This window comes from Pseudomonas sp. KU43P, from assembly GCF_033095865.1.
GTDB lineage: Bacteria > Pseudomonadota > Gammaproteobacteria > Pseudomonadales > Pseudomonadaceae > Aquipseudomonas.
Map to the genome: position 1 here is coordinate 4,073,670 of NZ_AP019365.1, position 20,384 is coordinate 4,094,053.

Here is a 20,384-nt window from a genome sequence, read left to right on the forward strand (position 1 = left end):
TTTTTTGTGGGAGCCGGTTGCCGGCGATGCAGGCGCTGAGGTGCATGGCACCGGCTTGGCCGGTGATCGCCGGCAAGCAAGCTCCCACAAAGTGCTCTCACAGCAGCCTCAGGACTGCACGCCGTTGTCCGGCGTGGGGAACCTCGTGCTGGCGGGTGACTCGAATCATCACCTTCGACAATTCGCCACCGCCCCAAAGGCCCCTTGAGCGGCCGTCGGGGCTCGGGTAATGTCGAGCCATTGCACAGGACAGAGCACGCCCATGACCTCCAAGCTGGAACAACTCAAGCAGTTCACCACCGTGGTCGCCGACACCGGGGACCTGGACGCCATCACCCGCCTCAAACCGGTCGATGCCACCACCAACCCGTCACTGCTGCTCAAGGCTGCTGCCATCCCGGGCTACGCCGACCTGCTCAAGCAGGTGAAGGCCGATGCCAAGGGCGATGTCGACGCGGCTTGCGACAAGTTCGCGGTGGCCGTGGGGTCGGGCATTCTGAAAGTCATTCCAGGGCGTATATCCACCGAAGTGGATGCCCGCCTTTCGTTCGATGAGCCAGCCCTGCTGAACAAGGCCCGTCAATTGATCAACCTGTACGATGCCGCCGGCGTTTCGAAAGACCGCGTGTTGATCAAGCTGGCCTCTACCTGGGAAGGCATTCGCGCCGCCGAGAAGCTGGAAAAGGAAGGCATCCAGACCAACCTGACCCTGCTGTTCTCCTTCGCTCAGGCCCAGGCCTGCGCCGATGCCGGTGTGTTCCTCATTTCGCCGTTCGTGGGCCGTATCTATGACTGGTACAAGAAAAGCACCGGCCAGGAATACGTCGGCGCCCAAGACCCGGGCGTGCAGTCGGTCACGCGCATCTACAACTACTACAAGGCCAATGGCTACGACACCGTGGTCATGGGCGCCAGCTTCCGCAACATCGGCCAGATCGAACAACTGGCCGGCTGCGACCGCCTGACCATCAGCCCGGAGCTGCTGCAACAGCTCAGCGACGACCACGGCGAGCTGCCACAGGTGCTCAAGCCGGGCAATGCCGGTGAAGCCAGGCAAGTGCTGAACGAAAGCCAGTTCCGCTGGGCGATGAACGAAGATGCCATGGGTACCGAGAAGCTGGCCGAGGGTATCCGCCAGTTTGCACGGGACCAGGAGAAGCTGGAGAAGTTGATGGCTGAAAAAGCCTGATACATCTCGGGTTTGCCAGGCGGGCGGGAAATGTTCAGCATTTTCCGCCCGTTTTTGTTTGCCCTATTCGTGTTGAATTCAAGGACCTCTTCGCAGAGCAAGCCGGCGAAGACATCCGCCTAGCCCCGAGCTGTCGATGACCTCTTCTGCACCACTGCCCCAAGTGCTCGCCGGCCCGATACTGCGCCGCCTCGAACCCCAACGCCTGGCCATCTGGCTGGTCGGCACGCAACCCTTGCAGCCGGAATTCGTAATGGACGCCCCGGCCAAGGTGGATTGCCAGGTCATCCCGATAGGCCAGCATGCCTTCATCCACCTGCTGGACATCCGCTTCAGCCAGCCGCTGCCCGGCGATGTCGCCCTCGAGTACGACCTGCTCATCGAAAGCCTCGGCATCGCCGACTGGGCGCCGCACCTGCTCTACCCTGGCAGCAAGCGCCCGAGCCTGGTGCTACGCGGCCGCCTGGACCAGCTGCTGCACGGGTCCTGCCGTAAACCGCACCACCCAGCCCGCGATGGCTTGCTGTGCGCCGACCGCCTGCTGCAGGCCTGCCAAAGCCCGCAAGAGCGCCCTGCCGTGCTGCTGATGACAGGCGACCAGGTGTATGCCGACGATGTCGCCGGGCCGATGCTGCGGGCGATTCATTCGCTGATAGAACGCCTGGGGCTGTACGACGAAGCGCTGCAAGGTGCAGTGGTCAGCGATAGCCAGGCGCTTTACCGTCACCCGGCCAGCTATTACCACCGCGCCGACCTGCTGCCGGCCCAGGCGCGCAACGAAACCCTGCGCGAGCGCTTCTTCGGCGGCAAGCGCAAGCCGATCTTCTCCTCCAGCAACGCCGACAATCACCTGGTCACCTTCGCCGAGGTGCTGGCCATGTATCTGCTGGTGTGGTCGCCCGTGCCTTGGCAACTGGTCAGCCTGAAGATGCCCGCCGGGCTCGCCGAACCCCATCAGGCACGCTACCGCCAGGAGCTGCCGCTGATCGAGTCGTTTGCCGCCGACCTCGACCAAGTGGCACGGGTGATGGCTCACCTGCCCTGCCTGATGATCTTCGACGACCATGACATCACCGACGACTGGAACCTCTCGGCCCAATGGGAACAAACCGCCTACGGCCACCCCTTCTCGCGGCGCATCATCGGCAATGCCCTGCTGGGCTATCTGCTGTGCCAGGCATGGGGTAACGACCCGGATGGCTGCCAGGTACTGATCGGGCAATGCCTGCAACTGGGCAACCAACCCCAGGACGCTCTGATCGACGAACTGCTGCGCTTCCAGGGCTGGCAATTCAGCCTGCCGAGCAACCCGCCGCTGCTGGTGCTGGACACCCGCACGCGCCGCTGGCGCAGCGAAAGCGACCTGGCCAAGCCTTCCGGTTTGCTCGACTGGGAAGCGCTGTGCGAGCTGCAGCAGGCGCTGCTGGACCACCCATCGGCCATCATCGTCTCGCCGGCGCCCATCTTCGGAGTGAAGCTGATCGAGACGGTACAGCGAGTCTTCAGCTGGCTGGGCTACCCGCTGCTGGTGGATGCCGAGAACTGGATGGCTCACCGCGGCGCGGCGCAGGTGGTGTTGAACATCTTCCGACACTCGCGCACGCCAGGGCATTACGTGGTTCTGTCGGGCGATGTGCACTATTCGTTCGTCTACGAGGTGCTGATCCGCCACCGTCAACGCTCTCCGCACCTTTGGCAGGTCACCAGCAGCGGGATCAAGAACGAATTTCCACGGCGCTTGCTGGATGTGCTGGACCGGTTCAACCGATGGCTCTATTCGCCGCGCTCGCCGCTCAACTGGTTTACCAAGCGCAGAGAGATGCAAGTGGTGCCGCGCACGCCCAGCCACAGCAAGGCCGGGGAGCGGCTGTGGAATGGAGCGGGGTTGGGGCAGGTGTTCTTCGATGAGCAGGGGCGGCCGGTGCGGGTGTTTCAGCTGAGTGCCAAGGAGGATGAGCCGACCGAGTTTGTGTCGAGGCAGGTGTGATCAAGGGGAATTGATGGAGGCTTTTGTGGCCTCATCGCCGGCATGCCGGCTACCACAAAGGGGTTAGATTGCTATCGCTGGTAGCCCGCTTGCCGGCGGCAGCAGGCTCAAGATCAGGAGCGCTCGAGCGCGCTTACCAGGTCATGAAAAGCTTCACGGTTGGAATCGTTCAAGCCCATCAGGATCTTGTGCGCCTCCAGCACCTTGGAACGCACCACATCCTCGTTCTGGTCCTGAGACGGAAGGTCGGTCAGGCATTCCGGGCACGGTACCGGGCGATCGACGATGTTGAACACCTGATCGAAGCCCATGGACTGCAGCAACCGCGAAATGTCGGGGTTGGTGGTGACCACGGTGGGCAGCAGCCCAACCTTCTGCCGCGACAGGATCGACAGTTTGGCCAGCAGGCCCAGGGTGGTGCTGTCGATGCTCTCGGTTTCGGTCAGGTCGATGACGATGGCCGAAAAGTTCAGCGCAGTGAAGATCTTCTCGATCGTCGCATCCAGTGCCGAACACAGGGTCAGGCGTACTTCGCCGACGAATTTCAGTACAAAGGTACCGCTTTGCTCGGCGAACTGAATTCTACCGGTACTCATTGAAGGTTCCTGCTCAACACCAATAGGGCGATATCATCCGGCATCTCCCCAAGCGTAGCCAATCCGAATCGTTGGCGCAGCCCATCCAGGCTGCCACCCGCTGCCTTGACGATATCCGGCAAGGAGGCTTCTTTATCTTTGAGCGTGTCACCTGGCAAAAGGTCCAGAATGCCATCGGACATCAAGCTCAGGCTGAACTGCGGCGGCAGTTCGATCACCAGGTCCTGGTAGGTCGCCTCTTCGAACAACCCCACTGGCAGGCCACGGCCTTCGAGGTAACGCGCCTGGCCCGGGGTGTACAGCACCGGCAACGGCAAGTGGCCGCCAACGGCGTAGGTCAGCAGGCCGGTCTCTTCGTCGATCACCCCGCCGACCATGGTCACGTGTTTGCCCAGCTTGCAGTTGATCAGCCCACGGTTGATGTGGCTGAGCACTTCGGAGGGCTTGAACTCACGGTTTCGGGTGCGCTTGAGCTCGAACAGCAGCCGCGTGGTCATGAACTTGAGCAGCACGGTCACGAACGCCGACGAAGCACCATGCCCGGAAACATCGGCCAGGTAGAAAGCAATACGCCGTTCATCCACGCGGAAGTAGTCGGCAAAATCACCCGACAGGTACAGCGACGGAATGATCTGGTGCTCGAAGCTGAACTCGCCAGCAGCCCAGGGGCTTTCCGGCAGCATGTTCATCTGCACCTGGCGCCCGGCGTTCTGGTCCTCCTGCAGCAGATGCAGGCTGGCCTCCAGCTCGCGGTTGGCCGCTTCCAGCTTGTCGCGGTAACGCTGGTTTTCCAGCACCAGGCGAGAACGATCGAGGGCCCGGCGTACCGAGTGCTCGAGCACGGCCAGGTCTTCCAACGGCTTGATCAGGTAATCCGCCGCGCCCAGGCGCAAGGCCTCGACCGCATCGCTCATCACGCCGGCACCGGACACCACGATCACCGGCAACTGCGGCGCGCGCTCGCTGATCTGGCGGATCAGCTCGAGGCCGCCCATCTGCGGCATGCGCAGATCGCAGATCACGAGGTCGGGCTGGTGTTCTTCGAAGACCTGGAGCCCCTGCTGGCCGTTACTGGCCTGAAGGACGCTGAAGCCACTGTCTTCCAGATAGGCGGCGAGGCTCGCACGGACCACGTCGTCATCATCGATGATCAGCAGCGTTGCACTGATTTTCTGCATGTGGGCGAACGGCGCCGATTTGGGGTGATGCAGGGGCGTCTGCAAGGCTGACATCCGACTGCTGGAATTCTCTGTAGTAACGCTCTACTTGAGTTGTAGGCCAATAACGCAGGCCAGGCAACCAGCAGAGGTACCTCGTAAGGCGCAGACGGTACTCCCATCCGCCAGGCGTTTCAAGCATACGAGAGTCGACTCGCTTGCAGTTTGAATTGCAAATTCCCGGCAGTTATAAGAAAGACGAGTACAGTGACAAAAAAGGCGACCCGAAGGTCGCCTTTTCCACTAGCGCACGAATCAGAAATCGTCTTCGACTTCGCCGTCCTTGACCTTGAACTCGCGGTTCTGCAGGTAGGCGTTGCGAATGAAGATGTACTTGTCGCCCTGAATCAGCTTTTCCGCTGACAACAGGCTGGCACGCGTGTCGACGACGTCCAGCGCGAAGATCGAATTGCGGGTCGGCACGTGGTCGATGTAGCGGTAGGGTTTGGTGTAGGTGTCCGGGTACTTGGACAGGCCGTCACGCACGGTGCTCGGGCCCAGCAGCGGGATCACCACGTAAGGGCCGCTTGGTACGCCCCAGTAGCCCAAGGTCTGGCCGAAATCTTCGTCGTTGCGCGTCAGGCCCATCTTGGTGCCGACGTCGAAGAAGCCGCCCAGGCCGAAGGTGGTGTTGACGATCAACCGCGCCGTGTCCACGCCCGCCGCATGAGGCTTGAGCTGCAGCAAATCGTTGGCGAGATTGGTGACATCGCCCAGGTTGCGGAAGATGTTGTGAATGCCGTCCTCAAGGAACTGCGGGGTCACCGCCTGATAGCCTTTGGCCAATGGCTTGAGGGCATATGTGTCGAGGGTATCGTTGAAACGGAAGATCGGCCGGTTGACCGCCTCCCAAGGATCTTCCTCGGTGGCCGCCTGGGTGGCCGCCACAGGTGCCAGCAGCAGGCTGGCACAGACACAGGCCTGGGTGACTCGCTCGATCACACCGGCACCGATCCTACGCATAGATGATTCTCCATCGAATTTCTTGGCCGCAAGCGCAACGGGTCGCGCTCTGGTAAGGCGGCAGTATAGAGGCTTGCGGGCTGATAAACAGCTTTACACATTTTTGCTCAATATTTTGTGAACATCTGTTGCCGTCACCGTTCCGTAACAATCAGCGAATAGCCTGCGAACTATTTCAGGGTCGTTGCCATGCACGATGCATCCGCCTTCACCGCTGTGCTGTTCGGCCTGCGCGGTTGCCTGGTCCAGGCCGCCAACGGCAGCCCCCTGCCCACCCCCGGCGCACTCGATGCATTGGCCAGCCTGCGTCGCCAGCAGGTGCCGTGCATCTGGCTGGATGACCTGAGCAACGCGCAAAGCCAGCGCCTGGCCAGCGTTTTGCCCGCGTGGCTGCCGGGCCAGCGGGTCAATGGCGTGCACTGGCCAGCGCCCAACGCCTGCTGGCAAGCGTTGATGACCCTCGACAGCGAACGGCTGGACGGCTGTGTGCTGGTCAGCGGCGAGCCACAGCTGCTGCAGTCGGGGCTCAATGCCGGGCTGTGGACCATCGGCCTGGCCGCCTGCAGCCCTTCCTGCGACCTTGGTTCACAAGCGTGGCAGGCCATGACCCCACAAGAGCAGGAGCTGGCCCGCGGCAAGGCCACACTCGAACTGTTTCGCCTGGGCGTACACTCGGTGATCGACCACCTCGAAGCGCTGGACACCTGCCTCATGGACATCGCCCAGCGCCGGCGCAAGGGTGAAAAACCCTGATACAGGCACATTGATGCGGATCATGCAAAGCGACGGCGAGTGGATTACGCTTGGAGACAGGCGCGAACCTTTGCCGCTTCGCTGAGGTCCATGCCTTGCCAAGCCATTGATGGAGAACAGCCAATGCCTGCCCGCGAATTGCAAGAGCGCCTGAACAGCTTGCGCGAGCAACTGGATAGAAACGTACCGCTTTCGGATGAAGAGCTGGCCGCGCTGCATGAGGAGGCCAGACAGATCGAGGCGCAGCTCAAGCTCGAAGAAGCCACACCGGACAATAACCTGGTTGACGGCGTGAACCTGGCGATCGAACGCTTCGAAGCCGATCACCCCGACCTGACCGCCACCCTGCGCAGCATTGCCAACTCGCTGCACAGCATGGGTATCTGAATCAGCCTGGGGCCGCAAAGCGGCCCCAGTCATTCAAAGTTTACTGACGAACCAGACGCAGGTTCTTCGGGCTGATTGCCCCAGTACTGCGATACGGGTTGATATCCAGCCCCCCACGGCGCACATAGCGCGCATACACCGTCAGATGCTCCGGTTGCAGCAGGTTCTTCAGGTCAAGATAGATCCGCTCCACGCACTGCTCGTGGAAATCGGCATGCTGGCGGAAGCTGATCAGGTAGGTCAGTAGGCTGGCGTGATCCAGTGCCCTGCCCTTGTATTCCACCACCACACTGCCCCAGTCAGGCTGGCCGGTCACCGGGCAGTTGGACTTGAGCAGGTGGCTGTGCACGGTCTCTTCCACGACCTTCTCAGGGTTGCACTGCAGCAGTTCGGGCTGCGGCTGTTCGTAGTTGCTGATCGCCACCTCCAGCGCATCGATGCACTGCCCTGGCAGCGCCGTCACGCCTTGTGCCTCGACTTCAGCCAGGGTGTGTACCTGCACACCCACCGGCTTGCCAGCCGCTGTCGACAAGTCCTTCTCCAGGCACGCACGCAGCTCGCCAATCGAAGTGAACACCGTCTGGTTCAGCGAATTGAGGTACAGCTTGAACGACTTCGACTCGATGATGTTCGGCGAGTCGGCCGGAATGGCGAATTCGCCAATCGCCACCACCGGCTTGCCGGACGGCAGCAGCCAGGACAGCTCGAAGCAGTTCCAGTAGTCCACGCCCTGCCATGGCAGGGTCTGAGCAGTCACGCCCAGTTCGGCCCACTTGGCCGTGCGCGGGATCGGGAACAGCAGCGAAGGCGTGTAGGTGGCGATGTATTCGCTGGACTTGCCCAGCGGAGAGTGTTCGGCAGCAGGGTGCATGGAAACTGACCTGAAGGTTCGGAATTGCCCCTAGTTTACCGGTTTTACCCTCCGCCTTGGAGCGCAGATCACTCGATGGTCAGCGGCCCGACCATGCCGGCCTGGTAATGCCCCGGCACATTGCAGGCGAACTCGATAGGGGCGGACTTGCGGAAGGTCCAGGTCAGCTCGGCGCGCTGGCCGGGCTGCACCAGCACGGTGTTGCCTGCATCGTGGCCGTGGGCGCCATGATCCATCTGACCGTGGTCCATGCCTTCGTGGTTCATGCCAGCGGTGAAGATCTTGCCTTGCATGGCGAGCATCTGCTTCTGGTGCTCGGCATGCATGGCCTTGTCGCCCAGATTGAATTCATGGGGTAGCTGGCCTTGGTTGATCAGCACGAAACGCACGGTTTCGCCGGCCTTGACCTGCAGGCTCTTCGGCTCGAAGGCAATGTCCTTGAGCACGATTTCAACGGTGCGGGTGGCCTTGGCCGCCGGGGCCGGCTCGCCGAAAGCGAAGGTGTTCGCTTCGCCTGCGAAAACGGGCAGGCTTGCCATGGCAAGCGTGGCGGCGATGAACAGGTGCTTCATGATGACTCCAGAACTTTCAACGGGATAAGGCCACTTTATTGAGGGCTGACTGGCAGCTACCTGACGGGAAGATTACAACTTTGTCAGCTTCGGCGACGCTGGGCATAGTCACGTATCATTTCAGCCATCACAGCACACACACGGACCGCGGATACCGCATGAAACTGTTGATCGTCGAAGACCAGGCCCGCACCGGCCAGTACCTGAGCCAGGGCCTCAACGAAGCTGGTTTCGCCACCGAACTGGCAACCGACGGCGAAACCGGCCAGTTCCTGGCCCTGACCGGCGATCATGACCTGCTGATCCTCGACGTGATGCTGCCGGGCCGCGACGGCTGGCAGATTCTCCAGGCGGTACGCCAGGCCGGGCTGGATACCCCGGTGCTGTTCCTCACCGCCCGCGACGCCGTGGAAGACCGCGTGCATGGCCTGGAACTGGGCGCCGACGATTACCTGGTCAAACCGTTCGCATTCTCCGAGCTGCTGGCCCGGGTCCGCAGCCTGCTGCGCCGCGGCACCAGCCCCAGCCTGGACACCACTCTGGCCCTGGCCGACCTGCGCCTGGATCTGCTGCGCCGCCGCGCCGAACGCGCGGGCCAGCGCATCGACCTGACCGCAAAGGAGTTCGCCTTGCTCGAACTGCTGTTGCGCCGCCAGGGCGAAGTGTTGCCCAAGTCGCTGATCGCCTCGCAGGTATGGGACATGAATTTCGACAGTGACACCAATGTCATCGAAGTAGCGATCCGCCGGCTGCGCCTCAAACTCGATGACCCACACCCCACCAAGCTGATCCATACCGTGCGCGGAATGGGCTATGTACTCGAGGAGCGCTCCGACTGATGCGCAGGCTTTCCCTCGGCAACCGCCTGGCACTGCTGTTCGCGGCCTGCACCGCTGCCGTTTCTCTGGGTGCCGGCTTGCTGTTCAGCCACGCCAGCCAGCAGCACTTCATCGAACTGGACCAGCAACTGCTCGAATCGCGCGTGTCGTTGTTCCGCACCCAGCTAGCCGGCCTGAACAGCCCGGCCGACATGAACAGTCGGCTACCTGTCCTGCGCAATGAGCTGAGCCACCAGGCCGACCTGGCCTTGCGCATCACCGGCAGAGACGGCACGCCTTGGTACGCCAGCCGCACCCCCCTGCCCGAGGCCCCCACAGGCACGGGATTGGCGACCGTGCATGCCGAAGGTGTCGACTACCGCAGCCTGGCCGTGCCGCTGAACGAAAGTGCCCGGCTGACGTTGTTCCTCGACATCACCCACCACCAGCATTTCCTGCAGGGCATGCAGCGCCTGATCTGGTTCACCGTGGGCCTGTCGGCGCTGGCCACGGCATTGCTCGGCGCCTGGGCGGCGCGGCGCGGTTTGCGGCCGTTGCGCCAGATGGGCAAGGTGGCAGACAGCGTTTCGGCGCGTTCCCTGACCACCCGCCTTCCTGTGGAGCAGATGCCCGAAGAACTGGCGGAGCTGGCCTGCACCGTGAATGCCATGTTGCAACGTCTGGACGATGCCTTCCAGCGCCTGTCGGCGTTTTCCGCCGACATCGCCCATGAGCTGCGCACGCCCCTGTCCAACCTGCTGACGCATACCCAGGTCACCCTCACCCGCCCGCGCAGCCTCGAGGAATACCGCGAGGCGCTGCACGGCAACCTGGAGGAGTTGCAGTGGATGGCGCAGATGATCAACGACATGCTGTTCCTGGCCAAGGCCGACCACGGCCTGCTGGTGCCGGGGCAGGCATCACTGGCATTGCATGAGGAAGTGGACGCACTGCTGGAGTACTACGCGCCGCTGGCCGAGGACGGCGAGGTCGCGCTGGTGCGTGAAGGTGAGGCGATGCTGCGGGGTGATCGGCACATGCTGCGCCGAGCCCTGTCCAACCTGCTCGACAATGCCTTGCGGTTTACCCCTGCCGGTGGGCAGATCCGCGTGACACTGGAACCGGGGTTACGGATTTGCGTGGCCAATACTGGGGCGCCGATCGAGGCTGCTTCCTTGCCTCGGCTGTTCGATCGGTTCTATCGGGTGGACCCGTCGCGGCGCGAAGGCAGTAGCGAGCATGCGGGGTTGGGCTTAGCGATTACCCGGTCGATCGTGCAGGCCCATGGCGGGAGCATTCGGACTGAGTGCGAGGATGGGTGGACGCGGTTTGTGATCGAGCTGCCCGAGTGTCAGTGAATTCGGGGCTGCTTCGCAGCCCATCGCTGGCAAGCCAGCTCCCACAGGTTTGGCGCATCGCTGCACCTGTGAAAGCTGCCCGAGTATCGGTGAATTAGAGGCTGCTTCGCAGCCCATCGCTGGCAAGCCAGCTCCCACAGATTTGGCGCACCGCTGTACCTGTGTGAGCGCCCGAGTGTCAGTGAATCCGAGGCTGCTTCGCAGCCCATCGCTGGCAAGCCAGCTCCCACAGATTTGGCGCACCGCTGTACCTGTGAGAGCTGCCCGAGTGTCAGTGAATCCGAGGCTGCTTCGCAGACCATCGCTGGCAAGCCAGCTCCCACAGGTTTGGCGCACCGCTGCACCTGTGAGAGCTGCCCGAGTGTCAGTGAATTCGGGGCTGTTTCGCAGCCCATCGCTGGCAAGCCAGCTCCCACAGATTTGGCGCACCGCTGTACCTGTGAGAGCTGCCCGAGTGTCAGTGAATTCGGGGCTGCTTCGCAGCCCATCGCTGGCAAGCCAACTCCCACAGGCGCACCGCTGCACCTGTGGGAGCCGGCTTGCCGGCGATAGGGCCCTCAAGCCAACATCAGACAGCCAACCCGATCGCCGGCTGCACCTGCGATGCCCGGTACGCCGGATAAAGGGTCGCCAGGAAACTCATCACCAGACCCGCCACACAGATGATTGCCACATCCCCCCACTGCAGCTCGGACGGCAAGCTGCTGATGAAGTACACATCCGAGGTAAAGATGTGCTGCCCGCTCACCCGCTCCAGCCAGCCGACGATCTGGCTGACATTGAACGCGGCAATCACCCCGAGCACCCCGCCGATCAGCGTGCCGACGATGCCGATCAGGCTGCCCTGGACCATGAACGTGCCCATGATCTGCGCCGGCGTGGCACCCAGCGTGCGCAGGATGGCGATGTCCGGGCCCTTGTCGTTCACCACCATCACCAGGGTGGCGATGATGTTGAACGCCGCCACGGCAATGATCATCAGCAGCAACAGACCGATCATGGTCTTTTCCATCTTCATGGCGCTGAACAGGCTGCCCTGGGTGTGCGACCAGTCATCGGCGCGGTAGGCATCGCCCAACCCCGCGACAATAGCCTTGGACACCTGCGGCGCGGCATACAGGTCGTGCAGCTTCAGGCGCACGCCCTGTACCTGGCCCGGCGCCCAGTGCTGCATCTCACCAGCATCGGCCACGTGCATGTAGGCCTGGGAGCCATCGAGTTCGGCACCCACCTTGAAGATACCGACCACGGTCAGGCGTTGCATGCGTGGGGTGATGCCGCCCGGCTCCTTGCTGATCTCCGGGACGATCAGGGTCAGTTTGTCGCCGGTATTGAGACGAAAACGCCGTGCGGTCAGCTCACCGATCACCACGCCGTACTCCCCCGGCTGCAAAGCCTGCAGGCGGCCTTGAACGATGTGCTGGCCGACGATCGACACCTTGCCTTCTTCGGCCGGATCGATACCGCTGACCTGAATCGGCTGCATCGCGCCCTTGTAGGAGAGCATCCCCTCCATCTCGGTAATGGGCGCCGCCGCCATCACGGCAGGGTCCTTCAACGCAGCGTCGGCGGTCGCGCGCCAGTCGTCCAGCGGCTGCACTCCGAGAATCGCGGCATGCGGCACCAGGCCGAGAATCCGCGAACTCATCTCGCGCTGGAAGCCGTTCATCACCGACAGCACCACGATCATCGCCAGCACGCCCAGCGACAGGCCGATCATCGAGGTCATCGAGATGAACGAGATGAAATGGTTGCGGCGCTTGGCACGGGTGTAGCGAGCACCGATGAACAAGGGCAAGGGTCTGAACATGTACGAAAATACCCAATGAAAAAAGGTGGGGCGGCCTGGCTCAGATCGCGACCAGATGGCCGTCGTCGAGCTTCAGCACGCGGTCCATCTGGCGCGCCAGGTTGAGGTCGTGGGTCACTACCAGGAACGCCGTGCGCGAGGAACTGGACAGCTCCTGCATCAATTCCTGAATACCCTGGGCGGTGTGGTGGTCGAGGTTGCCGGTCGGCTCGTCGAGCATCACCAGGCCCGGCCGGTTGACCAGGGCGCGGGCGATGGCCACACGCTGGCGCTCGCCACCGGACAGCTCGGCCGGCTTGTGGTGCAGGCGGTGGCTCAGGCCCACGCGCTTGAGCAGCGCCTCGGCACGTTCACGGGCCTCGGGGATCGCGGTGCGGCCGATCAGCAGCGGCATGCACACGTTCTCCATGGCAGTGAACTCGGGCAGCAGATGGTGGAACTGGTAGACGAACCCCAACTCGCGGTTGCGCAACAGGCCGCGGGCACGTTCGCCCAGAGCCGACAGTTCTTCGCCGGCCAGCCAGACGCTGCCCTGGGTCGGCCGGTCGAGGCCGCCCAGCAGGTTGAGCAAGGTACTCTTGCCCGAGCCCGAACTGCCGACGATGGCCACCCGCTCACCGGCGTGCAGCTCGAGATTGAGGCCGGACAACACCTGCACCGACTCCGGGCCCTCGTCGTAGGACTTGCCCAGGTTGCGGCAACTCAGAACGGCTTTATCACTCATGCGCGACTCACTCATAACGTAGCGCCTCTGCAGGCTGGGTGCGGGCCGCACGCCAGGCCGGGTACAGGGTGGCGAAGAAACTCAGGACCAACGCCGCACCGCAGACCATGTACACGTCCTGGGCCTGGATCTGCGACGGCAGGTAATCGATGAAATACACGTCGGCGTTGAGGAACTTGTGCCCGATCAGTTTCTCGATGCCGGCGATCACCGCGCTGACATTGAGCGCGGCGACGATCCCGACCACGGCGCCGATCAAGGTGCCGATCACCCCGATCACCGTGCCCTGGACCATGAAGATGGCCATGATTTGCCCGGGTGTGGCGCCCAGGGTGCGCAGGATGGCGATGTCACCGCGCTTGTCGTTGACCACCATCACCAGGGTGGAAATGATGTTGAACGCTGCCACTGCGACGATCAGCAGCAACAACAGGCCGATCATGGCCTTTTCCATGCGGATCGCCTGATACAGGTTGCCGTGGGTACGTGTCCAGTCGCGGCTGTAGTACTCCTGGTCACCCAGCTGTTGGGCGATGCTCCAGGCCACCCGTGGTGCCTGGAACAGGTCGTCGAACTTCAGCCGCAGGCCCTGTACCTGGTCGGCCTTCCAGCGGTGCAGGCGCGACAGGTCGGCGATGTTGGTCAGGCCCAGATAGCCGTCTATCTCGCCCGCACCGACGTGGAAGGTGCCGACCACCGTGAAGCGTTTCATGCGCGGGAACATGCCGGCCGGGGTCACGCTGACCTCGGGGGCGACGAAGGTCAGCTTGTCGCCGACGGCCACGCCCAGCTTGGCGGCGGCCTTGTCGCCAATCATGATGCCCCACTCGCCCGGTGCCAGTTGGTCGAGGCGGCCTTGCTGGATGAAGTTGTCGATGATCGACACTTCACGCTCACGGCCAGGGTCGATGCCGTTGAGCAGCACCTTCTGCACCTTGCCGTCATGGGTCAGCAGGCCCTGCATCTGGGTGTATGGCGCAACCGCCAGCACCTGCGGATTCTGCTTTACTTGTTGGGCAAGGGCAGGCCAGTCGTTGATCGGCTGGCCGCTCTCCAGCGTGGCATGCGGGATCATGCCCAGCACGCGGGTACGCATCTCGTGGTCGAAACCGTTCATGACCGAGAGCACCACGATCATCACCACCACGCCCAGGGCGAGGCCGATCATCGAGGTCAGGGAAATGAACGAGACGAAGTGATTACGGCGCTTGGCACGGGTATAACGCGTACCGATGAATGCGAAAAGAGGTCTGAACATGTCGGGGCTTGTTCGGATGAAAGGGAACGTCCTTGTGGCGAGGCGCCTGTGGCGGCTTTACACTCGGACCACCGCCGCTACCATGGGTTCGCCATGACGACATTAGACGAAGAAGATCGCCGCGAATACTACCGCATCGAAGATCGGATCGCACTGGAAATAAGCCCCTTGAGCGCGGCCGAAGCCCTTGAGCCAGAACTGTTGCAGGATGATTCACCGCTGTTCAACCTGCTCAGCGAGCTGCACCTGTCAGACTTCGAGTCACAACACCTGCTGCGCCAGTTGAGCGAGAAGGACCGCACCCTGGCGGCTTTCCTGCGGGCGCAGAACAAACGCCTCGACCTGCTCAGCGCGGTGGTCGCGCAAAGCCTGATTGGCGAGATCGGCCAGCCGCAGCACGTGATCATCTCCGAGGGCGGCATCGAGTTCGCCCAGCCCCAGCAGATCGCCCCCGGCACCCGGGTCAAGGTGAAGATGGTGCTGATGCCACGTGCTCACGGCCTGCTGCTGCGCGGCAGGGTCACCCATTGCGACCCGCGCCCGGAAGGCGACTACGAGGTCGGTACCGAATTCATCGACATGACCGACGCCCAGCGCCAACTGCTGGCCCGCTACATCCTGCAGCGTCAGCAACAACAGCGGCGCCAGCAGCTGGAGCAGAACGACCCCGCCTCCTGAGCTTTTTCATTTTTGACCTGAAGGAACGAACGTGACCCTTATTTACGGCCACCGTGGCGCCAAGGGCGAAGCGCCCGAAAATACCCTGACCAGCTTCCGTCAGTGCCTGTCCCACGGCGTCAACCGCTGCGAGCTGGACCTGCACCTGTCGGCCGACAACGAGCTGATGGTCATCCACGACCCAACCCTCAAACGCACCACCGGCCGCCGCGGCAAGGTGGCCGAACACCCGGCAGTCGACCTGGTCACCTACGACGCGCGCAAGGGCGGCCCGGGCCATGTGCAGCCCTGCCCTATCCCACGGCTTGAAGAACTGTTCGAGAAATGTGCCTTCGAGCACTGGCAGCTCGAGGTCAAGAGTGCTTCACGCACCCGCGCCGCCACCACCGTGCTGGCGATTCGCGAGCTGGCCCAGCAGTACGGCCTGCTGGACAAGGTGACCATCACCTCCAGCTCACGCGACGTACTGGGTGCGGCGCAGGAGCTGGTGCCGGATGTGAAACGCGGCCTGGTAGCCGAATACGCCTGGCTCGACCCGCTGAAGGTCGCGCAGAACTATGGCTGCGAACTGCTGGCGTTGAACTGGACGCTGTGCACCCCAGAACGCCTGCTCAAGGCACAGAACCAGGGTTTGCATGTGTCGGTGTGGACGGTCAACGAACCGGCGCTGATGCGCCGGCTCGCTGATTTTGGCGTGGACAGCCTGATTACAGACTTTCCCGGTTTGGCCAAGACCACCCTCGGGTAGGGCTGAAATCGGTCTCCCCGACCGGCTCAGGCCACCGGCCGGAGCCGCTCAAAAAAGCCGGTTCAGGCCGTCGTAGGCAGCTACCCGATAGGCTTCGGCCATGGTCGGGTAGTTGAAGGTGGTGTTGACGAAGTATTTCAGGTTATTCAGCTCGCCCGGCTGGTTCATGATCGCCTGGCCGATGTGGACGATTTCCGATGCCTGGTAGCCGAAGCAGTGCACGCCCAGGATTTCCAGGGTTTCACGGTGGAACAGGATCTTCAGCATGCCCTGCGGCTCGCCGGCGATCTGTGCACGCGCCATGCTCTTGAAGAACGCCTTGCCCACTTCATAGGGCACCTTGGCCTGGGTCAGCTCCTGCTCGTTCTTACCGATCGAGCTGATCTCCGGGATGGTGTAGATGCCGGTCGGCACGTCGTTGACGAAGCGCCAGCTGCCGTTGTCGACGATGCTGCCAGCCGCCGAACGGCCCTGGTCGTGGGCGGCACTGGCCAGGCTCGGCCAGCCGATCACGTCGCCGGCGCCATAGATGTTCGGCACGCTGGTGCGATAGGCCTCGTCGACCTCGATCTGGCCACGGCTGTTGACCTTGATGCCGATGTTTTCCAGGCCCAGCTTGTCGGTGTTGCCGGTACGGCCGTTGCACCACAGCAAGGCGTCTGCCTTGATCTTCTTGCCCGACTTCAGGTGCAGGACCACACCATTGTCCAGGCCTTCGACCCGCTCGTACTCTTCGTTGTGGCGCACGGTGATGTTGTTGTTGCTGAAGTGGTAGCTCAGCGCCTGGGAAATTTCCGAGTCCAGGAAGCTCAGCAGCTGGCCACGGTTGTCGACCAGTTCCACCAGGACACCCAGGCCGCTGAAGATCGAGGCGTACTCGCAACCGATCACGCCGGCGCCATAGACGATCAGCTTGCGCGGGGTATGGCTGAGGCTGAGGATGGTGTCGCTGTCGTAGACGCGCGGGTGGTGGAAGTCGATATCGGCCGGACGGTACGGGCGCGAACCGGTGGCGATGATGATGTGCTTGGCATTGAGCTTTTCCACCACACCGTTCGGGCAGACCACTTCGACGGTCTGCTCGTCGGCGAAGCTGCCGGTGCCAAAGAACACATCGACGCGGTTACGGGCGTAGTAGCCGGTGCGCGAGGCGACCTGCTTGGAGATCACCTTCTCGGCGCTCTTGAGCACGTCGGGGAAGGAGAACCAGCGCGGCTCACCGATGGCACGGAACATCGGGTTGGTGTTGAACTGCATGATCTGCCGCACCGAGTGACGCAGTGCCTTGGACGGGATGGTGCCCAGGTGGGTGCAGTTGCCACCGACCTGACGACGGCTATCGACCATCGCCACCTTGCGCCCTGCTTTGGCGGCGTTCATTGCCGCACCTTCTCCGGCCGGGCCGGAACCCAGCACCACTACGTCGTAGTTGTAGACAGCCATGCGTACTCCTTCAGAACTGGCCCGCCAGCCACGGTCGCCGCGGGACTCGATCATGCCGCCGGGGCGTCATGAGAAAATTCGTGTGCAGTCTAATCAAGCGTGAACGCCGCGCACATTAACCCTTGGTCGCGTCGTAGGCCAATTTTGCCTGCACTACATATCGTTCACCGATTCCCTGGCCTCGATCTTCCCTGCTTGCGCTTTCATTCGCCTTTCACGGCCCGTTCGAACGCGGGCGTAGCTCGGGAGACGAAACCACCGGTTACCCGAGTCACCAGCACGGCGGCCAGATCGTGTGCAACGGCGAAATCCCAACCTTGCACCGGCCCAAGGATCAGCAACAGGGTCGAGTAGCCGTCGGCCTGCAACGCCGAAGCATCGAGTACGGTCACTGCCGCCAGGTCGTGCTCGACCGGCCGCCCGAGGCGAGCGTCGAAGGTGTGCGAATAGCGCCGGCCATTCTCCTCGAAATAGTGGCGATAGTCACCCGAGGTCGATAGCGCAACGCCATTGACCGGGATGACTTGGCGGGCGATTTGCAGATCTTCGCGAGGCAGTTCCAGGGCGATGCGCCACGGGCTGCCATCGGGCTTGCTGCCCACGGCCTTGAGCTCACCGGTCACTTCGGCGACGAAACTGGCCACGTCCATGGCGCGCAGGCGCTCGGCAATCAGGTCGACGGCATGGCCGGCAGCAATGCTGTTGAAATCCAGTTCTACCGGTGCATCCTTGCACAGCGTCTGGCCGTCGAAGTGCAGGTGCCGGTAGCCGACACGCTGCCGGGCAAGCGCCAGGGCCTTGGGGTCGGGCACCTGTTCATGGCGGGCCTGGGGGCCGAAGCCCCAGAGGTCGAGCAACGGCTCGACGGTGAGGTCGAAGGCACCCTCGCTCTGTTCGGCCAAGTGCTGGCCGAGGGTGACCAGTTCCAGCATGTCGGCGGGCAAGGCCAGGCACTGATTGGCCGGGAGCTGGTTGAACTGGCTGACGGTGGAATCACCGCGGTAGGTCGAGTAGTGCTGGTCGATGCCCTGCAGGATGGTTTCGACCGCCGCCTGGACCTGGGCTGGTGCCGGGCCACCGGGTTCGCGCACATACTGGATGCTGTAGCTGCTGCCCATGGTCGGGCCGCCCAGGCGCTCCAGGGTCGAGCCCTGATGGCAGGCGGTGAGGAGCATCAGTATGAGCAGGAGGGCTATGCGCACGGTCGGGTTCTCGGTTGCCTGTACCGGCCCTATCGCCGGCAAGCCGGCTCCCACAGTGGCAGCACCGTTGTGCCTGTGGGAGCTGGCTTGCCGGCGACAGGGCCGGCACTGACACAATAAAGGCTGGCCAAAAAAAACGGGAACCCGAAGGTTCCCGTTTTTTCATTGCCTTACAAGCGAATCAGCGCGGAAACGCTGGCGGGTTCACACCGGCCATCTCTTCCATCACACGAACCACCTGGCAGCTGTAACCGAATTCGTTGTCGTACCAAACGTACAGTACAACGCGGTTATCGTTGGCGATGGTCGCTTCGGCGTCCACGACACCGGCGTGGCGCGAACCGACGAAGTCGGTGGAAACCACTTCCTGGGAGCTGACGTAGTCGATCTGCTTGTGCAGTTCCGAGTGCATGGCGGTCTGGCGCAGGTACTCGTTGATTTCGTCGCGGCTGGTACCCTTTTCCAGGTTCAGGTTGAGGATGGCCATCGACACGTTAGGCGTCGGCACGCGAATGGCGTTGCCGGTCAGCTTGCCCTTGAGCACTGGCAGTGCCTTGGCGGCTGCGGTGGCAGCACCGGTTTCGGTGATGACCATGTTCAGCGGCGCGGCGCGGCCACGGCGGCTGCCCTTGTGGAAGTTGTCGATCAGGTTCTGGTCGTTGGTGAACGAGTGAACGGTTTCGACGTGGCCGTTGACGATGCCGTACTGGTCGTTGATGGCCTTGAGCACCGGCACGATGGCGTTGGTGGTGCAGGAGGCAGCCGAGATGATCTTGTCATCGGCGGCGATGTCGCCGTGGTTGATGCCGTGCACGATGTTCTTCAGCGCGCCCTTGCCAGGTGCGGTGAGGATCACGCGAGCAGCGCCCGGGCAAGCCAGGTGCTGGCCCAAGCCGTCGGCGTCACGCCATACACCGGTGTTGTCGACGATCAGCGCGTTCTCGATGCCGTACTGGGTGTAGTCGACTTCGCTCGGGCTCTTGGCGTAGATGACCTGGATCAGGTTGCCGTTGGCGGTGATGGTGTTGTTGGCTTCGTCGATGGTGATGGTGCCATCGAATGGGCCGTGCACCGAGTCACGGCGCAGCAGGCTGGCACGCTTGACCAGGTCGTTCTCGGCGCCCTTGCGCACGACGATGGCGCGCAGACGCAGGCCGTCGCCACCACCGGTCTTCTCGATCAGGATGCGCGCCAGCAGGCGGCCGATGCGGCCGAAGCCGTACAGAACCACGTCGGTACCCTTGCGCGCCGAAGCGTTCTGCTGGCCAACCACGTCGGCCAGTTCTTCACGCACGAACTGCTCGGCGCTGCGGCCGTTGCCTTCCTGCTTGAACTTGTTCGCCAGCTTGCCCAGGTCGACCGAAGCGGCACCCAGTTTCAGCTCGCTCATCGCCTTGAGCAGGGGGAATGTCTCGTGGACGGACAGCTCGGTTTCGTCGGTTTGACGGTGACGCGCAAAGCGGTGTGCCTTGAGGATCGAGATAACCGAACGGTTGATCAGGCTGCGGCCATAAATCGAGCTCACCACGTTGTTGTTGCGGTAGAGCTGACCGATAAGCGGGATCATCGCTTCAGCCAGGGCTTCACGATCAATCCACTCACCAAGACACTGGTCGGGCTTCTGAGTCACGGGAACCTTCCACATGTAGGGGGAGAAAAAAGGGGCTACATTATGACGCCCCAACGCGTAACCGGCAATGAGCGCCTGTCGCTGGAACCCGAGCCTGTGTTCATGCCCCTTTGGAGCCTGACAGCACGCACCGGCACCGGTACAATCGATCTCTTTGCCGCAACGCTTGGAGTGCAATCT

General features: G+C 62.7%; 19 protein-coding genes. 8 read left to right on the forward strand and 11 right to left on the reverse strand.

From position 1 onward, the window contains the following. Window positions 1–262: 262 nt before the first annotated feature. Together tal and KU43P_RS18630 are read left to right on the forward strand one after the other, a co-directional pair. The gene (gene tal / locus KU43P_RS18625; protein ID WP_317658933.1) at window positions 263–1,189 is read left to right on the forward strand and encodes a transaldolase; all 927 of its coding nucleotides are present in this window, start codon (window positions 263–265) and stop codon (window positions 1,187–1,189) included. A gap of 136 nt (window positions 1,190–1,325) precedes the next feature. Next, a complete protein-coding gene (locus KU43P_RS18630; protein WP_317658934.1) occupies window positions 1,326–3,176 on the forward strand; it encodes an alkaline phosphatase D family protein in 1,851 nt (616 codons plus the stop codon). A gap of 113 nt (window positions 3,177–3,289) precedes the next feature. Here KU43P_RS18630 and rssC read toward each other — a convergent pair whose 3' ends face one another. The 3 genes from rssC to KU43P_RS18645 form a co-directional block, all read right to left on the reverse strand. Continuing rightward, window positions 3,290–3,772, reverse strand: coding sequence for an anti-sigma factor antagonist RssC (gene rssC, locus KU43P_RS18635; protein WP_186555062.1), 483 nt, complete (start codon window positions 3,770–3,772; stop codon window positions 3,290–3,292). Further along, window positions 3,769–4,950 carry a two-component system response regulator RssB gene (gene rssB, locus KU43P_RS18640; RefSeq protein ID WP_317663862.1) on the reverse strand — a complete coding sequence of 394 codons (1,182 nt, stop codon included), beginning with the start codon at window positions 4,948–4,950 and terminating at the stop codon, window positions 3,769–3,771. Before rssB ends, rssC begins: the two co-directional genes overlap by 4 nt. Window positions 4,951–5,244: 294 nt before the next feature. Then, window positions 5,245–5,952 carry a VacJ family lipoprotein gene (locus tag KU43P_RS18645; protein WP_317658935.1) on the reverse strand — a complete coding sequence of 236 codons (708 nt, stop codon included), beginning with the start codon at window positions 5,950–5,952 and terminating at the stop codon, window positions 5,245–5,247. A 189-nt stretch (window positions 5,953–6,141) separates the two neighbouring features. Here KU43P_RS18645 and KU43P_RS18650 point away from each other — a divergent pair, with 189 nt between their 5' ends. Together KU43P_RS18650 and KU43P_RS18655 are read left to right on the forward strand one after the other, a co-directional pair. Then, window positions 6,142–6,705: a phosphonoacetaldehyde phosphonohydrolase-related protein gene (locus tag KU43P_RS18650; RefSeq protein WP_317658936.1), complete on the forward strand. Its 564-nt coding sequence runs from the start codon at window positions 6,142–6,144 to the stop codon at window positions 6,703–6,705. A gap of 123 nt (window positions 6,706–6,828) precedes the next feature. Next, entirely contained in the window at window positions 6,829–7,092 is a 264-nt protein-coding gene (locus KU43P_RS18655; RefSeq protein WP_004376395.1) for a DUF4404 family protein, read from the forward strand. Between the two features lie 40 nt (window positions 7,093–7,132). Here the strand turns inward: KU43P_RS18655 and queF are convergent, their stop codons facing one another. Further along, window positions 7,133–7,963 (reverse strand): NADPH-dependent 7-cyano-7-deazaguanine reductase QueF, encoded by an 831-nt coding sequence (gene queF, locus KU43P_RS18660; RefSeq protein ID WP_317658937.1) that lies wholly within the window; start codon window positions 7,961–7,963, stop codon window positions 7,133–7,135. A 68-nt stretch (window positions 7,964–8,031) separates the two neighbouring features. After that, on the reverse strand, window positions 8,032–8,535 hold the full coding sequence (locus tag KU43P_RS18665; RefSeq protein ID WP_317658938.1) for a cupredoxin family protein: 504 nt from the start codon (window positions 8,533–8,535) through the stop codon (window positions 8,032–8,034). Window positions 8,536–8,693: 158 nt separating this feature from the next. Here KU43P_RS18665 and cinR point away from each other — a divergent pair, with 158 nt between their 5' ends. Together cinR and KU43P_RS18675 are read left to right on the forward strand one after the other, a co-directional pair. Next, the gene (gene cinR / locus KU43P_RS18670) at window positions 8,694–9,374 is read left to right on the forward strand and encodes a two-component system response regulator CinR (RefSeq protein WP_317658939.1); all 681 of its coding nucleotides are present in this window, start codon (window positions 8,694–8,696) and stop codon (window positions 9,372–9,374) included. After that, window positions 9,374–10,711, forward strand: coding sequence for a heavy metal sensor histidine kinase (locus tag KU43P_RS18675; RefSeq protein WP_317658940.1), 1,338 nt, complete (start codon window positions 9,374–9,376; stop codon window positions 10,709–10,711). The genes cinR and KU43P_RS18675 overlap by 1 nt, the downstream gene beginning before the upstream one ends. A 568-nt stretch (window positions 10,712–11,279) precedes the next feature. Here the strand turns inward: KU43P_RS18675 and KU43P_RS18680 are convergent. From KU43P_RS18680 to KU43P_RS18690, 3 genes are read right to left on the reverse strand one after another with little or no spacing between them, the layout of a single operon-like run. Beyond that, window positions 11,280–12,521 carry a lipoprotein-releasing ABC transporter permease subunit gene (locus KU43P_RS18680; RefSeq protein ID WP_317658941.1) on the reverse strand — a complete coding sequence of 414 codons (1,242 nt, stop codon included), beginning with the start codon at window positions 12,519–12,521 and terminating at the stop codon, window positions 11,280–11,282. A 40-nt stretch (window positions 12,522–12,561) separates the two neighbouring features. Then, window positions 12,562–13,245 (reverse strand): lipoprotein-releasing ABC transporter ATP-binding protein LolD, encoded by a 684-nt coding sequence (lolD, locus tag KU43P_RS18685; RefSeq protein WP_317658942.1) that lies wholly within the window; start codon window positions 13,243–13,245, stop codon window positions 12,562–12,564. Window positions 13,246–13,252: 7 nt separating this feature from the next. Further along, the gene (locus KU43P_RS18690) at window positions 13,253–14,503 is read right to left on the reverse strand and encodes a lipoprotein-releasing ABC transporter permease subunit (protein WP_317658943.1); all 1,251 of its coding nucleotides are present in this window, start codon (window positions 14,501–14,503) and stop codon (window positions 13,253–13,255) included. Window positions 14,504–14,596: 93 nt separating this feature from the next. Here KU43P_RS18690 and KU43P_RS18695 point away from each other — a divergent pair, with 93 nt between their 5' ends. Both KU43P_RS18695 and KU43P_RS18700 read left to right on the forward strand, forming a co-directional pair. Next, a complete protein-coding gene (locus tag KU43P_RS18695) occupies window positions 14,597–15,181 on the forward strand; it encodes a PilZ domain-containing protein (protein WP_317658944.1) in 585 nt (194 codons plus the stop codon). 31 nt (window positions 15,182–15,212) lie between these two features. Next, a complete protein-coding gene (locus KU43P_RS18700; protein ID WP_317658945.1) occupies window positions 15,213–15,929 on the forward strand; it encodes a glycerophosphodiester phosphodiesterase in 717 nt (238 codons plus the stop codon). A 48-nt stretch (window positions 15,930–15,977) separates the two neighbouring features. Here KU43P_RS18700 and sthA read toward each other — a convergent pair whose 3' ends face one another. The 3 genes from sthA to KU43P_RS18715 form a co-directional block, all read right to left on the reverse strand. Continuing rightward, complete coding sequence (sthA, locus tag KU43P_RS18705; RefSeq protein WP_317658946.1) at window positions 15,978–17,372, reverse strand: Si-specific NAD(P)(+) transhydrogenase; 1,395 nt, start codon at window positions 17,370–17,372, stop codon at window positions 15,978–15,980. Window positions 17,373–17,575: 203 nt separating this feature from the next. Next, on the reverse strand, window positions 17,576–18,574 hold the full coding sequence (locus tag KU43P_RS18710; protein ID WP_317658947.1) for an FAD:protein FMN transferase: 999 nt from the start codon (window positions 18,572–18,574) through the stop codon (window positions 17,576–17,578). Window positions 18,575–18,755: 181 nt separating this feature from the next. Beyond that, a complete protein-coding gene (locus KU43P_RS18715) occupies window positions 18,756–20,219 on the reverse strand; it encodes a glyceraldehyde-3-phosphate dehydrogenase (RefSeq protein ID WP_317658948.1) in 1,464 nt (487 codons plus the stop codon). Window positions 20,220–20,384 lie beyond the last annotated feature (165 nt).

Excerpts from the sequence above, each read along its gene's own strand:
- KU43P_RS18675 (WP_317658940.1), top strand. The coding sequence starts at position 9,374 with ATGCGCAGGCTTTCCCTCGGCAACCGCCTGGCACTGCTGTTCGCGGCC.
- KU43P_RS18645 (WP_317658935.1), bottom strand. The coding sequence starts at position 5,952 with ATGCGTAGGATCGGTGCCGGTGTGATCGAGCGAGTCACCCAGGCCTGT.
- rssC (WP_186555062.1), bottom strand. The coding sequence starts at position 3,772 with ATGAGTACCGGTAGAATTCAGTTCGCCGAGCAAAGCGGTACCTTTGTA.
- KU43P_RS18665 (WP_317658938.1), bottom strand. The coding sequence starts at position 8,535 with ATGAAGCACCTGTTCATCGCCGCCACGCTTGCCATGGCAAGCCTGCCC.
- KU43P_RS18690 (WP_317658943.1), bottom strand. The coding sequence starts at position 14,503 with ATGTTCAGACCTCTTTTCGCATTCATCGGTACGCGTTATACCCGTGCC.
- lolD (WP_317658942.1), bottom strand. The coding sequence starts at position 13,245 with ATGAGTGATAAAGCCGTTCTGAGTTGCCGCAACCTGGGCAAGTCCTAC.
- tal (WP_317658933.1), top strand. The coding sequence starts at position 263 with ATGACCTCCAAGCTGGAACAACTCAAGCAGTTCACCACCGTGGTCGCC.
- queF (WP_317658937.1), bottom strand. The coding sequence starts at position 7,963 with ATGCACCCTGCTGCCGAACACTCTCCGCTGGGCAAGTCCAGCGAATAC.
- cinR (WP_317658939.1), top strand. The coding sequence starts at position 8,694 with ATGAAACTGTTGATCGTCGAAGACCAGGCCCGCACCGGCCAGTACCTG.
- sthA (WP_317658946.1), bottom strand. The coding sequence starts at position 17,372 with ATGGCTGTCTACAACTACGACGTAGTGGTGCTGGGTTCCGGCCCGGCC.
- KU43P_RS18650 (WP_317658936.1), top strand. The coding sequence starts at position 6,142 with ATGCACGATGCATCCGCCTTCACCGCTGTGCTGTTCGGCCTGCGCGGT.
- KU43P_RS18695 (WP_317658944.1), top strand. The coding sequence starts at position 14,597 with ATGACGACATTAGACGAAGAAGATCGCCGCGAATACTACCGCATCGAA.
- KU43P_RS18680 (WP_317658941.1), bottom strand. The coding sequence starts at position 12,521 with ATGTTCAGACCCTTGCCCTTGTTCATCGGTGCTCGCTACACCCGTGCC.
- KU43P_RS18715 (WP_317658948.1), bottom strand. The coding sequence starts at position 20,219 with ATGTGGAAGGTTCCCGTGACTCAGAAGCCCGACCAGTGTCTTGGTGAG.
- rssB (WP_317663862.1), bottom strand. The coding sequence starts at position 4,950 with ATGCAGAAAATCAGTGCAACGCTGCTGATCATCGATGATGACGACGTG.
- KU43P_RS18655 (WP_004376395.1), top strand. The coding sequence starts at position 6,829 with ATGCCTGCCCGCGAATTGCAAGAGCGCCTGAACAGCTTGCGCGAGCAA.
- KU43P_RS18630 (WP_317658934.1), top strand. The coding sequence starts at position 1,326 with ATGACCTCTTCTGCACCACTGCCCCAAGTGCTCGCCGGCCCGATACTG.